General features: G+C 53.8%; 12 protein-coding genes. 6 read left to right on the forward strand and 6 right to left on the reverse strand.

Annotation, left to right across the window (positions count from 1 at the left end; all coding sequences use genetic code 11):
• Nucleotides 1-63 precede the first annotated feature (63 nt).
• Genes waaA through ADS46_RS01900 form a run of 3 tightly spaced genes read right to left on the reverse strand, consistent with a single transcriptional unit; the run spans nt 64 to nt 3,897 of the window.
• Complete coding sequence (gene waaA / locus ADS46_RS01890) at nt 64-1,380, reverse strand: lipid IV(A) 3-deoxy-D-manno-octulosonic acid transferase (protein ID WP_066315545.1); 1,317 nt, start codon at nt 1,378-1,380, stop codon at nt 64-66.
• Nucleotides 1,380-2,810: a bifunctional D-glycero-beta-D-manno-heptose-7-phosphate kinase/D-glycero-beta-D-manno-heptose 1-phosphate adenylyltransferase HldE gene (gene hldE / locus ADS46_RS01895; protein ID WP_066315546.1), complete on the reverse strand. Its 1,431-nt coding sequence runs from the start codon at nt 2,808-2,810 to the stop codon at nt 1,380-1,382. The genes waaA and hldE overlap by 1 nt, the downstream gene beginning before the upstream one ends.
• Nucleotides 2,800-3,897, reverse strand: coding sequence for a glycosyltransferase family 9 protein (locus tag ADS46_RS01900; RefSeq protein ID WP_066315548.1), 1,098 nt, complete (start codon nt 3,895-3,897; stop codon nt 2,800-2,802). Before ADS46_RS01900 ends, hldE begins: the two co-directional genes overlap by 11 nt.
• Between ADS46_RS01900 and ADS46_RS01905 the strand changes: the two genes are divergently transcribed.
• Complete coding sequence (locus ADS46_RS01905; protein WP_066315551.1) at nt 3,896-4,609, forward strand: 3-deoxy-D-manno-octulosonic acid kinase; 714 nt, start codon at nt 3,896-3,898, stop codon at nt 4,607-4,609. The two genes, ADS46_RS01900 and ADS46_RS01905, sit on opposite strands and share 2 nt — an antisense overlap.
• Here the strand turns inward: ADS46_RS01905 and ADS46_RS01910 are convergent, their stop codons facing one another.
• The gene (locus tag ADS46_RS01910; protein WP_066315553.1) at nt 4,610-6,016 is read right to left on the reverse strand and encodes a mannose-1-phosphate guanylyltransferase/mannose-6-phosphate isomerase; all 1,407 of its coding nucleotides are present in this window, start codon (nt 6,014-6,016) and stop codon (nt 4,610-4,612) included.
• A gap of 311 nt (nt 6,017-6,327) precedes the next feature.
• On the opposite strand from ADS46_RS01910, the gene ADS46_RS01915 reads away from it, so the two are divergent.
• The 5 genes from ADS46_RS01915 (at nt 6,328) to ADS46_RS01935 (ending at nt 12,012) form a co-directional block, all read left to right on the forward strand.
• Complete coding sequence (locus tag ADS46_RS01915) at nt 6,328-7,482, forward strand: glycosyltransferase (protein ID WP_066315556.1); 1,155 nt, start codon at nt 6,328-6,330, stop codon at nt 7,480-7,482.
• Nucleotides 7,416-8,261, forward strand: coding sequence for a glycosyltransferase family 2 protein (locus ADS46_RS01920; RefSeq protein WP_234346744.1), 846 nt, complete (start codon nt 7,416-7,418; stop codon nt 8,259-8,261). The genes ADS46_RS01915 and ADS46_RS01920 overlap by 67 nt, the downstream gene beginning before the upstream one ends.
• Nucleotides 8,262-8,264: 3 nt before the next feature.
• A complete protein-coding gene (locus ADS46_RS01925) occupies nt 8,265-9,302 on the forward strand; it encodes a glycosyltransferase family 4 protein (protein ID WP_066315561.1) in 1,038 nt (345 codons plus the stop codon).
• Nucleotides 9,303-9,306: 4 nt separating this feature from the next.
• Nucleotides 9,307-10,278: a glycosyl transferase family 90 gene (locus ADS46_RS01930; RefSeq protein ID WP_066315564.1), complete on the forward strand. Its 972-nt coding sequence runs from the start codon at nt 9,307-9,309 to the stop codon at nt 10,276-10,278.
• Between the two features lie 123 nt (nt 10,279-10,401).
• A complete protein-coding gene (locus tag ADS46_RS01935; RefSeq protein WP_066315830.1) occupies nt 10,402-12,012 on the forward strand; it encodes a sulfatase-like hydrolase/transferase in 1,611 nt (536 codons plus the stop codon).
• Here the strand turns inward: ADS46_RS01935 and waaF are convergent.
• A complete protein-coding gene (gene waaF, locus ADS46_RS01940; protein WP_066315566.1) occupies nt 12,002-13,045 on the reverse strand; it encodes a lipopolysaccharide heptosyltransferase II in 1,044 nt (347 codons plus the stop codon). The two genes, ADS46_RS01935 and waaF, sit on opposite strands and share 11 nt — an antisense overlap.
• A complete protein-coding gene (gene rfaD, locus ADS46_RS01945; protein WP_066315569.1) occupies nt 13,038-13,994 on the reverse strand; it encodes an ADP-glyceromanno-heptose 6-epimerase in 957 nt (318 codons plus the stop codon). Before rfaD ends, waaF begins: the two co-directional genes overlap by 8 nt.
• Between the last annotated feature and the right edge of the window lie 21 nt (nt 13,995-14,015).

Raw genomic sequence — 14,015 nt, forward strand, 5'->3', positions numbered from 1 at the left:
GCGCTATTCGCCTCAATCGATCGATAAATTTGGCTCAAAATCCGTGATTCTCGCGACGATCGGTCAAGCCCGACAGGCTGCTAGTGACGGAGGCACGAACTTGCCTAGCCCGTCCAGCGTCCGCTTGAGGGCGCCCTGCTGGGCATTGATGACCGCCAGGCCAGCCTGGCCTTTTTGTTGCGCCTCAAAGGGATGGTCAAAATACCCCGTCAGCGCCTCGGCGAGGGCGTCGGGGCTATTCACCAGGGCGAGGGCACCGGCGGCTAACAGCGGCTCGGCCACGTCACTAAAATTTTCGATGGAGGGCCCGCTCAGCACGGGTCTGCCCAGGGCAGCGGGTTCCAGCATGTTTTGGCCGCCCAGGGGTACCAAACTGCCCCCCACGTAAGCCACACTGCCCGCCGCATAGAGCACCGCCAGTTCTCCCAACGTATCCGCCAGGTAGACCTGCGTCTGCTCCGTTACGGGCTGTTTCTCGCTGCGACGGCTGAATGACCAGCCCTCGTCGCGACACAGGCAGGCAACTTCATCAAACCGCTGGGGATGGCGCGGCGCCAGTACCAAAAGCGCGTTTGGATGGTGTCTACGCAACTGAGCATGCGCCTGGAGTAATAGTGATTCTTCCCCATCACGGGTGGAACCCGCCACCCATACCGGGCGCTTCCCCCACTGACGATGTAAGTACTCACCCTCTCTGAGGGCCTCATCTTGTGAGGGGATTTCAAATTTTAGCGATCCCACCACGCTGATTACCTCAGCGCGGCATCCCAGCGCCTTAAAGCGCTCGGCATCTTCGCATGACTTGGCCGCCAGCCAGCTAATGTTAGCCAGGGCATTGGCCATCAAGGGTTGCCAACGCCGATAACGTTGATAGGCGCGGGGGGATAAACGGCCGTTGACCACCGCGACGGGGACTCCCTGTCGACGGCAGGCTTTTAACAGGTTGGGCCACAGTTCGGTTTCAAACAGTAGCGCCATCGCGGGTTTTACCCGACCGATAAAACGCCTGGCCGCACCTGGGTAGTCGAGCGGCAGAAAGCGGTGGACAAGCCGTCTCTGGTCGCTTTCAGATTGGTCATGGATGAGTGCCTGGGCCTGCTCGGCGCCCGTTGCCGTCATGGTAGTGAGTAGCAGACTGTGCCGGGGATAGCGGGTCAGCAAGCCTTCTATCAGCGGGCGGGCGGCGCGCACCTCACCTACCGAGGCACAGTGCAGCCAAAGGCGTGGCGCGGGCGGCAGCGTGCCAAGGCGCATACCTAAGCGCTGAATGCGGGAGTAAGTGGGTACTTGCTCTCGCCAGATGCGCCACGTGATCAACGGCGATAGGGCATACAGAACCGCGGAGTAAGCAAGCCGAGACCAGGAAATGGGTGCCGCCATTAGCGCTCGCGATCCAGAATCGAGCTGATCATCGCCGTGGTGGAGACACCATCTTCAAAGCCCAGTACTTTCACCTCACCGCCGTTGGCAATCACCGCTTTACCGCCGACAATATCCTCTGGCCGATAATCGCCGCCTTTGACGAGAATATCCGGCGGTACGGCTTCGATGAGTGCTTGTGGGGTGTCATCGCTAAAGGGAACAACCCAATCCACCGCCCCTAACCCGGCCAACACCTGCATACGGCGATGGAGTGGATTGATCGGCCGCGTCGGGCCTTTCAGGCGACCGATGGAGGCATCATCATTGACGGCCACAACCAACCGATCTCCCAACCGTTTTGCCTGTTCAAGATAGGCCACGTGACCCGCATGCAAAATATCGAAACAACCATTGGTCATGACCACACGCTCACCCCGCACTTGGGCAGCACGCACGGCCTCAACCAGTTGGGTTGGTTCAATCACCCCGAATTCCGCAAGCTTATCGCCGTGCAGGGCGGTATATAGCTCGGCGATCGACAACGTGGCTGTACCCGGCTTGGCCACTACCAATCCTGCCCCCAGATTGGCCAGCATCATGGCCTCGGGCAACTCATGATTTGCCGCTATTGCCAGCCCCATCAGGCCAATTACGGTATCGCCAGCGCCCGTCACATCAAAGACTTCCTGGGCACGAGTAGGCAAATGCAGCGGTTCATGCCCTTCCCGAATCAGCGTCATGCCTTTTTCGCTACGCGTGATCAATAGCGCTTCAAGCTCAAGTTCAACGCGCAGCGCCTCGCCACGCTGAGAGAGCTCCGCATCCGTCCTGCATGGGCCGACGATTGCTTCAAACTCGGTCAGGTTCGGCGTTATCAGGCTGGCGCCACGGTATTTGCTGAAATCGCTGCCTTTGGGATCAATCAGCACCCTTTTACCCTGGGCTCGCGCCGAGGCAATCAGCTGTCCCACCTGGTTCAACGTGCCCTTGCCGTAGTCGGACAGAATCATCACGTCGCAATCGGGCAGCGCCTGCTCCACTTGAGCCAGCAAGTCTGTGGTATCGACACCTTCCAGACGCTCCTCGAAGTCCAGACGCAGCAACTGTTGGTTGCGACTCATGACTCGAAGCTTGGTAATCGTGGGTATCTCTGCACTATGCTGAAAGTGAGTGCTTACATTGGCAGCAATTAATTGACGCGAAAGCAACTCAGCATTTTCATCTTCGCCCACCAGTCCTGCCAGGCCGACCTGTGCCCCTAATGCCGCGATATTCAACGCAACGTTCGCTGCCCCGCCGGGACGATCATCCGCATCCTCGACGCGCACCACCGGTACAGGCGCTTCCGGCGAAATGCGCGAGGTGCCACCGTGCCAATAGCGGTCAAGCATTACATCGCCCACTACAAGAACGCGGGCATGCTCCAAGGCGTTTAAATCAACTTTCATCCGTGGTTCCTGTTGTTGGGCGCGCCGCCGTATGTGTCAGCAGTGCCTCTAACTTGGCGATCACGTCATCGGTTTTGATGAGCCCCATGGCGTCAGCGTGGCGAACGCGCTGCCCCCAGCTTACCTCTTCCACCAATTTTTGCTGGTAAGTGTAAAGCGCCTCCGGGTAGGCATTGACGGCAAAATCTCGCCATAGATAGGGCGCCGCACGTTGAGGATTGGTCGTCGCGTATAGCCCGAGTGTCGGCGTCCCCATGGCGTTGGACATATGCGCAGGACCGGTATCCGGCGAAACCACCGCGCGCGCGCCATCAACCAACGCTAAAAGGCCTTTTAACGACGTCTGGCCAATGGTATTGATCACGCTGTCTGGCTGGCAGAGCGCTTCAATTTGCTCTCCAACCTCCCGCTCAAGGGAGCTGCCTCCTCCGGTCAACACGCTTTTCAGGCCGTGTTGTACCCACGCATATTCAATGACGCTTGCGTACCCTTCCACCGACCAGTTACGAAAATTGCGAAGCCGCACGTTACTGCATGGATTGATCACCAGATAAGGCGCTTCACCGCTGATCAAGCGCGCTTCATCATAAGCGGCAGAGGGTACCGGCAAATTCCACTCCAGGGGTCCTTCTTCGACACCCATCAAACGCGCGAAATCCATGAAGGATTCCAGCACATGAGGGTTGGTCCTGGGCGCAATATGTAGCTGGGTAAACCGGTGCTGGGCATCTTTGGCCCGCGCCTTGTCATAGCCCACACGCACATTGGCCTTCAGCCCCAGCGATAAAATACTCGCCCGAATGGCTTGCTGCATGTGCAAGAGCACGTCAAAACGCGTATCCGCAAGCTCGCGCCATAGGGCGCGCATTCCCTTGAGCCCCGTCGATTTGTCGTACACAACAAACTCGACCCCGGACAGGCCGGCCAGTAAACTGTATTCCCCTTTGCCGATGATCCAGGTAATGCGCGCTTGTGGCCACTGGCGCTGCAACGCTCGCACGGTGGGCACAAGGTTGCAGACGTCTCCTAACGCCGAGAGACGCAGAATCGCAATATGGTTAGGTTGAGCAGGCAGAGAGGGCTTCATGCGCTTAGCGGCACTCCGGCAAGGAAATAGTCTGATTTTACATGATGCAGACAGTTTATGTGACGCTGCCATGTCACACCAACCCGATCCCGCTCTGTTCAGCGCTGAATACTGGCGATCCCGCGATTTAGTGGTCGGTGAAGCCCCTGGCCGGGGCAGCAGCCTTTTTTTACAGGCCAACCCTTCAGAGCAATGGGTTTTGCGCCCTTACCGGCGAGGCGGTCTAGTCGCCAAGCTAAGCCAGAAACGCTACTTCTGGGTAGGTGCTGAGCGCACCCGCGGCTTTCGCGAAATGCGCCTCACGGCCAACCTGTTCGAACAGGGTTTACCTGTTCCACGCCCTATCGCCACCTGCGTGGCTCGTCATGGACTCAGTTACGAAGCCGCCTTGATCACTCAGCGCATTACCGGCGGAAAAGCGCTCGCCGAGTTGATCGTCAGCCATCTGGCGGATGAGGCACTCTTGCAACGCGTAGGCGCCATGATTCGACGCTTTCACCGAGCAAAGCTTGACCATGTCGATCTGAACGCCCGCAATATTCTGGTCGATGCCAGCGGCGCGCCATGGCTGATTGATCTGGACCGCTGTCGGTTGCGCCAACCAGGGAAGTGGCAGAACGCCAACCTTGAGAGGCTTGAGAGGTCCATTCACAAGTTTGATTCCACCCTATCGACCTCCCCTATTCTGCAAGGATATCGCGCTACTGGTTGATCAAACGCGGCCGTATTGATCCTCGAAGCGGACAATATCGTCTTCACCCAAGTAGCTGCCGGACTGTACTTCAATCAATTCGAGAGGCAGCGTGCCGGGGTTTTTCAGTGCGTGAATCCGGCCAATGGGGATGTAGGTCGACTCGTTTTCACACACAAGGTAGGTCGCCTCTCCGTTGGTCACTTCTGCTGTGCCGGACACTACTATCCAGTGCTCTGCCCGGTGATGATGCATCTGTACCGAGAGCTTGGCACCCGGGTTTACCGTTATGCGTTTAACCTGGTAACGCTGGCCCCTATCCACCGATTCGTACCGCCCCCAGGGACGATAGACAACGCGATGATTGTTGAACTCGTCGCGACCTTCAGCCTTGAGTCGCTCGACGATTTTTTTAACGTCTTGCGTCTTGTGCCTGTCAGCGACCAATACAGCATCCTTGGTTTCGATAATGACGAGGTCTTCCAGGCCGATTGCAGCCACCAGGCGACTCTCGGAACGCAGCATGGTATTGCGGGTATCTGTCTGGATAACGTCACCGTGATAGCTGTTACCCGCCTCACACTTATCGCTTAGCTCCCATATTGACGACCAGGCACCCAGGTCACTCCAGCGCGCCGTCAAGGGCACGACGGCGGCGTGCTGCGTTTTCTCCATCACGGCATAATCGACCGAGATATCCTCGCATTGGGCGAAAGCATCCTTACCGATACGCGTAAAATCCAGGTCATACTCCATCTTTGCCATCGCCCGATGGCAGGCATGCAGCATATCGGGGTGGAAGCGCTCAAGTTCCTGCAGGTATCGGCTTGCTCGAAACAGGAACATGCCGCTATTCCATAGATAGTCACCACTTTCCAAGTAAATCGTCGCCGTGGCAGCATCCGGCTTTTCGACAAAGCGCCGGACACCAAAGCCGGGCCCCAGTGAAGGCCCCTGTTGTATATAGCCATAGCCAGTTTCTGGGCAAGTTGGCACAACGCCGAAGGTAACCAGATAACCGAGATCTGCAAGCGACTGCGCTTTCTTGATACTGTCATGGAACTGCGCGGTATCCTGAACCTGATGGTCAGCCGCCAACACAAGCAGTAAAGGGTCATCATCGTCTTGCGTCGCGGCAATGGCTGCCAGTGCAATCGCAGGTGCCGTATTGCGTCCAAACGGTTCCAGCAGTATATGTCGGTTATCCGACGCGATCTGGCGTAGCTGTTCTGCCACCAGAAACCGGTGTTCCTCATTGCATATGACAATGGGTGCTTGCGTATCAAGCCCGTCAAGACGCCCTAGCGTCTGTTGTAGCATGGTGAGCCCGCCATCCAGTGACAGGAATTGTTTAGGATGCAATTGCCGTGATAATGGCCATAGTCTCGACCCAACACCACCCGCCAGGACAACAGGCAATAATGACATATCAGAATGTTCCTAGGGTTATGAGAGCGTTACAATGTTGATTGCCGGGTCTTGAAAAGGTTCGGGATATCAAGGGTCTTTCTCTTCATGTCAGGCTCAGCCCTGCAGAAGGAGCATACCAAGGATGGGCTGCCTCGATATCAGCCTGATCACTTGTTTATGTCTTGGTAACTGTTTTCAAGGATATCTTTCACAGCTGTACTGCTATATCCGAGACACAAACTGTACTGATCGAAAACCGGCACCGTGGCCAGCCGCTCCGAATACAGCTCTGTTATGCAACTTCCGCTATACCAAAAGGATTCACCTTCATGAAGGTATTAATTGTCGTTCGTACGTTAAAAATTGGTGGTATGGAGCGAGTAGCGGTCAACCTTGCAGACAGCTTTGCAGAACAGGGGCATGAGAGTCACTTGATGTATTTCAAGTCGCGCCCACCCCAGTTGGAACCGAGCAATGACCACGTCAATGTTCATCATTTCGAGCTTTCACGTGCCATGTGGACATCAGGGATAGGCGGTATCGTCGAGATCGCCGCACGTCTGCTCAATAGCGTGTTACGCAAAAGCTATTTTTTATTAGCTGGCTGGTGGGGCGGAAAACTGTTTCAGCGCGAAATAAGCCGCCTGGAGCGCCAACATGGCTCTTTCGACCGGATTATCTTTCGCGGTATTGGTACCTTCGAAGCGGTTTGGTCTTTCAAGGACACCCGCGCCTGTTACGTTCTGGAAAATATCGTCAAGCCTACATTAGGCCACGATGCCTGGCTGGAACGACTTAAAGCACGCTGCCTGTTTCATAATAAACATCTAATTACCGTTTCTCACGGGGTCGAAAAACAAATAGCGACGGCAATGCAGGCGCTAAAGGTAGAGCCTTTATCATTGAAAACCATCACAAATCCCTGCCCTGTAGCCGCCATCCAGCAGGCCATGAAAGATGACTTCCCGGAGCGACCCAATTTCCCTTATTTACTCAACGTGGCCCGCTTAGTACCGCAAAAGAACCATGACCTCCTGCTGAGGGCGTATGCCAAAATGAAAACGCCCCTCCCGCTTGTGATTGTCGGCGAGGGGCCATTACGCAAAGAACTGGAGGCGCTTGCCATTGAGCTTGGAATTGCTGAGAAGGTTATTTTTGCGGGCCGCCAATTAAACCCTTACCCATGGATGCATCATGCCCGTTTATTTATCCTGAGTTCGGCACATGAAGGTCTTGGTATCGTACTGCTCGAAGCACTGGCCTGCCAAACCCCCGTTGTCTCGGTCGATTGTCCAGGTGGGGTACGTGATATCATGACAGGAGAGTTGGAAGCTTACCTTTGTGAAATGACGCCGGAGGCGTTAGCAGCCCGTGTTGATGGCATTATTGAAGCTGACGGCTACGCTATTGATGAACGGTGGCTGGAACGTTTTTCTCCAGCCCATATTACTTCTGCCTTTTTGCAAGAGATGCCTGTTTCATGATATCGGCTAATATTATTGCCTTTAACGAAGAAGCCAATATTGCGGACTGTATTGCTTCCGCTCGCCAGGTTTGTGATGACGTTGTCGTGGTGGATTCAGGCAGCCAAGATAAAACGGTGTCGATTGCGTCAGAACTGGGTGCCAGAGTGGTACACCAGGCATACTTGGGCGACGGCATTCAGAAAAATATCGCACTTGAACATGTCAAGTATGACTGGGTTCTGAGTCTGGACGCTGATGAACGCCTTACCCCAGAGATGGTCACAGCGATTCGTCAGCTCGACCTTGCGGCAACCGAACACGACGCCTTTGCCTTTCGCCGACGCAACATGATTGGTTCACGCTGGATCCGGGTCTGCGGCTGGTATCCAGATTACTGTATTCGACTCTACAACCATCACCATGCGCGCTTTGCGGATGTCAAACAGCACGCAAAAGTCATCGCCTCCAATCCAAGGCGACTTGACGCCGATATGATACATCACTCATTTGATAACCTGGGGCAGCTATTTGCCAAACCAGGGCGGAATTTCAGCGGTCGCGCGGCCAAAATCATGTTCCAGAAAGGCAAACGGGCGAACGCTTTCTCACCCTTTGCACATGGCCTGAATGCATTTGTGCGTAAATATGTATTCCAGCGCGGCTTTTTGGGCGGGGTTGATGGCATGACCGTTGCAATCAGTGCAGGGCTCAATAGCTATTTGAAGTATGCCAAGCTACTCGAATATCAACGCGACCCCAAGGTGCTTGAAGCGGAAGATTTTAATAAGGTTTGGTGAGCAATGCACATTACTCATGTCAATTTGGCGCGCGGATTTCGTGGCGGCGAACGCCAAACTGAGATATTGATCAAGACCTTGGCAGAACAGTCATCCAACGATCTTTCACAAACACTTGTTTGCCGTCACGACTCTCCCATGCGTCAACACCTGCATGGTGTTGAGAAACTCAAGTTTCAGACAGCCGATCATCAGTTGGCAGGACACTTTCATCTCGGCGACACTCAGCTGGTACATGCCCACGACGCAAAAGGCGTTCATTGGGCCTATTTACACTATCGTTTAAAAGGCACACCCTATTTAATTACTCGTCGTGTTGATGCGCCTGTTAAGCGAAAGTGGCTTAACCAGCAAAGTTACTCACATGCATCCGCCAGAGTCGCCCTTTCCCAGGTTATAAAATGCCATCTGGAAGACAGCCAATGGGGCAACGTAACGTTGATACCGAGTGCCTATTCCCGCTTGTCGCCTACTCTTGAGGCCGCCAATCGCTTTCGTGAGGATTTTACGAATAAATTTTTGGTAGGCCACGCAGGCGCCGTGGTTGATCGTCATAAAGGTCAGCGAGTGTTACTGAAAGCTGCGCAGATGCTTGAACATCAAGCGCCGGATATACACTTTATTTTCTTAGGTGATGGTCAAGATGTTGAAGCATTGAAAACAGAGTCGTCATCACTTGGCAATGTCTCCTGGCTGGGATTTAAACGCAATATTGCTGATTATCTGGCTGGCCTGGATGTATTTGCATTTCCGTCACGTAATGAGGGTTTGGGCTCTGTTATTCTGGATGTCATGCAGCTAGGCGTCCCCGTCATCGCCACTGATGTGGGCGGCATACCCGATATCGTCAAGCATGAGCAGACCGGGTTACTGATCCCCTCCGGTGATGCCGACTCGCTGGCTAGAGGTATTATTCGGTTACGGGATGACCCTGCTCTTCGTCAACAGTTAGTTCATGGAGCCACTGAGCATTTGGATCAATACAGCCCCCAGTCAATGGCCGCATCTTACTGCCGCCTCTATCAATCAATAGTGAATTAAGATTATGTTTGCGACTGCGAAAGCACATAAAAATCTTCACAAGCTACGCTTTTACGCCCAACATACCTTTCACCGCCTGATTCCCGGGGCTTTTCTTCAGCGTCAACGAAAAACCCTACTTCGTGAGCTGAAGCGCTTTCCAGACGATGAGCAACAAACAATACTTTACCGTGTTAATTACTGCAACCAACTCGACAGTAGCGTTGAGCTTCCCGAGCAGGCCATAAGTTTATCCAGTTTCAAGCGCGAGAAAAGTGGCACTTATTACTTGGATTTACTCAGCGTATTGCGTTATTTCCCGCCTGAACTACGCTTCTGCCATCGCTTTGGTGATGTAACCACCGTACCCGACGTGCCTACTCTGGTGAAAAGCCGCCCTATTAATGACCATAACCAAAATTCTGTTTTACTCAAGTTAAATCGTGTTCGTCATTACTACACAGTGAAAGACCCTCACCGCTATGATGAAAAGCTTGATCTTGTAGTATGGCGTGGCTCTTGTCATCAAGAGCATCGGCGTCAGTTCATTCGAGACTTTTACGATCATCCACTATGTAATGTGGGTGACATTCACAAAAATGCTCTTGGCCAGCCTTGGCATAAACATTTCATGTCGGTCCCGGAACAACTGAAGTATAAATTTGTACTGAGTATAGAAGGCAAGGATGTTGCAACAAATTTAAAGTGGATAATGGCCTCTAACTCACTATGTTTCATGAGACGACCACGCTTTGAAACATGGTTTATGGAAGGTGCGTTACAGCCTGGTTATCACTATGTGCTACTCAAGGATGATTATTCAGACCTTGAAGATAAGATCAACTACTACCGGGAAAACCCCTGCGAGGCAAAAGAGATTATTAGCAATGCCAACCGTTATGTAGATCAATTTATGAATGCAGAAAAAGAACGCTTGATTGGGCTATTGATTATGCAAAAATATTTTGAGCGCACCCATCAATTTTTCTCTGATTAACGCTATTATTAACGTCAATCGATCTTGCTTGAGTTTGTTTCTCACTATTTGTATCAGGTAAATATCATCATTCATCATCGCTTTTTCACTAAACTGAATAACGCTAGGTTAGCCGTCATTGCCATCACTCTGATCGGCCTCACCCTTGGCTATGCGATCACCGTGCTGACCCGCCTGCCCTGGTGGGCACTGTTCCTGTTTGCCGTTGCCTGGGTAGGTATCGGCATAAAGTTACGCTGGGGGCGGCCTCTCAATGCCCGTTACCGCAAAGTATGGCCCTGGTCACTTGCGCCGTTAAGCCTATGGGGTGTTTATATCTACCTGGCAGACAGCTTCGGTAATGTCGACTTGGGGGCTGTTTTTTTCCATCTCCAGGCAGGCATGGCTGAACACGGCGGTGCAGGCAAGATGATTACCGCGGTTGTTTATACACTGAGCATGCTTGCCGTATTGGCTTCTGTCACCTGGTTGTCCCGCCATGATCAACGTTGGCGATTAATAGAGCGCTTCCTGGCGATTGGGTTGCTTGCCAGTAACCCTTTACTTTTCGGCCTGGGTCAGCGCAGCGCAGCGGTGGTGGCCGATAACGCTGATTGGCTGGACCAGCGCTATGTAGCGCCCCCCACATCGGATCAGGAAGCAGCCCCTAACTTGCTTGTACTTTATTTGGAAAGCATCGAGCGTACCTATGATGCCACCCAGTTTGGCGATGCTTACGATGACCTTAACCGCCTCGGTGAACGGGGCGTTGTCTTTGAAGGTATCCAACAGATGGAGAATACGGGCTGGACCATGGCCGGCATGATCGCCAGTCAATGCGGCGTTCCCTTGATGCCAGCCGGACTTCTCCACGACAGCCAGTTCGAACCATTGAAGAGTGTCGTTCCCGGTATTGACTGCCTGGGCGATATTCTAGCTGCCCAAGGATACCGACTCAGCTACCTGGGTGGGGCCAGCACGGAGTTTGCCGGCAAAGGTTTGTTCTACCGCGGCCATCAGTTTCAAAGCGTTCAAGGTAAGGAAGAGCTCGTACAGCGGCTCGATGACCCGGACTACGTCAACAGTTGGGGCATCTACGATGACAGCCTTTATGACATGACGGTTGATGAAATTCGCCGCCTTGACGAGGCAGATGATGGACCCTGGGGGGTTGTGACCCTGAGCATTTCAGGCCATGCCCCCAACGGATTTCCTGCCCAGCGCTGCCGGGAACGCCAAGGGCCTTTTGATGAGCAAGACATCCTTTACTCAGTTAAGTGTTCGGCCTGGCTGGCACGCGATCTGATTGATCGCCTCGACAATGAAGGGTTACTGGATGACACCGTCGTGGCGATCATGAGTGATCATCTCACCATGCGCGTATCGGTATGGGACGAGCTGACCACGATGGACCGTGAAAACACCTTTATTCTACTGGGTGATGATCTGCCGCCCCAGCGAATTCAGCGAGACGCCACCATGCTGGATGCCTTCCCCACGATTCTTGAGGCTCTCGACTTCACATTGGATAGGCACCGTGCGGGGCTGGGTGTCTCGCTGCTGAGCGATCAGGAAACCCTGGTGGAACGTCACGGCCTGGACACCTTGAACGAGCACTTACGAGAGGAAACCGCCCTGCAGCACCGTCTGTGGGAGGGACTTGCACCCCAGCGTCAGGAACCCAGCCCCTCTTCACAGGAGCAGGTGATTGAAACGCCGGCCGACCGAACCGATGAAGTCGATATCATGCGTTGACGATCACTTTTTCACGCTGCCGGTCGGCCAAAATGGCCTGGTAGACAGATGCTACGTGTAACTTATTCAAGCAGTTAGTATGGCCCAATGGACAGGTACGCTCAAAACACGGTGAGCAGGAAAGGCCAAGATAATGAATCACCGCATTGTCGGTAAGCGGTGGTGTGTAATCCGGCGAAGAAGAACCATAAAGCGCATGTATCCGCACACCCACCGCGGCCGCCACGTGCATAAGACCCGAATCATTGGTCACGACCTGGCGACAGTCGGCCAGCAGATCCACCGCGTCCGCCAGGGCCGTTTTACCACATAGATTGTGGGCCTGAGGGAGCCCCTTCACAATGGTGTCAGCGCCCTCATGGTCTTTGGGGCCGCCGAAAACACGTATCTCATAGCCATCGGCAATGAGCTTTTGGGCTAATTGACGAAAATAGTCGAGTGGCCACTGTTTCGCCGGTCCATATTCAGCCCCCGGCATCATGCCTATCGCCGGGCGGGATGAAAGCATATTGGCCAGGCGCAAATTGACCAGATTGTCCCGGTCAATGCTCAGGCGCGGCTTGGGGATCGCAAAATCCCCTGTTGCCGCCTCATCAAGCGGCAAGCCTAACGAGACAAACCGCTTCACGGTTTGATCCAGTACTTGCTTATCCAGCTTGCGGCGCTCTTTCAAGAGACCATAGCGATGCTCTCCAAGAAAGCCGATACGCTCGGGAATACGTGCCATAAAGGGCACCAATGCAGCTTTCCAGGACCGGGGCAGCACAATCGCCCGATCAAAACGTCCTTTCAGACGATGGGCAAGTTCGCGGCGACTGGCAAGACCAAATTCGCCGTGGCCTACCGCGAGGGGCAGCACCTCATCCACTTCAGGCATTCGCTCCAGAATGGGCTGTGACCATGCCGGTGCGACCACGCCAATGGTGGCATTGGGATAACGTGCTTTTAAGGTCATGAACAGGCTCTGGGCCATCACCATATCGCCCACCCAGGAAGGCCCGATGACCAGCAGCCGCATCGCGGAATTAGCCATTTAGCCACTCCAGATAGGCCTTGACCCCCTGAGCAACCGTTTTGAACTCGATGTCACAACCGGCTTCCCGCAAATTGCTTATATCGGCGCGGGTATAGCTTTGGTAACGCCCTTTCAGCTCTTCGGGGAAATCGATGTAATCGATTTGTCCTTTGGCGTAGAAATCGATGACCGCTTCACCAATCGCCTTAAACGGCTCCGCACGGCCAGTACCCAGGTTGAAAATACCCGAGGCACCTGGGTTATCCAGGAACCACAAATTCACATCCACTACATCGCCCACGTACACAAAGTCGCGGCTTTGCATCCCCGCCTCATAGCCATCATAGGCACCAAACAGTTTCAGGGTTTCACCATTGCGGATTTGCAGATGGTGATGATAGGCCACACTGGCCATCTTGCCTTTATGCTGCTCTCTGGGGCCGTACACATTGAAGTAGCGAAACCCCACAACCTGCGTCGTCAGCTCATCCCAGCGAGCACGCACGTGTTGGTCAAACAGCAGTTTGGAGTAACCATAGACGTTAAGCGGTTTTTCACACTCGGGCACCTCTTTGAATACCTCGCTGCCGCCATAGGTGGCAGCTGAAGAGGCGTACAAGAAAGGGATTCCCTGCTGCTCGCAGTAATTCAGCAGCACTTTGGAGTACTCGAAGTTATTTTCCATCATGTAGTGACCGTCCCACTCCGTCGTATCGGAGCAGGCACCCTCGTGGAAAATAGCATCGATCTTGGGTAGATCGACACTCTCGCCCCGCAATGCTGCTTTTACCCTGGCGAGGAAATCGTCCTTATCGAGATAATCCGCCAGCGTGCAGTCAGCCAAATTGACAAATTTGGTACCGTCACGCAGATCATCAACCACCATCACATCGTTTCGACCGCGGGCGTTCAGTGCTTTGACCAAGTTGGCCCCGATAAAACCGGCACCGCCTGTTACGACAATCATTTCATTCTCCTTACCAAAAGC

The organism is Halomonas sp. G11, assembly GCF_001663515.1.
GTDB lineage: Bacteria > Pseudomonadota > Gammaproteobacteria > Pseudomonadales > Halomonadaceae > Vreelandella.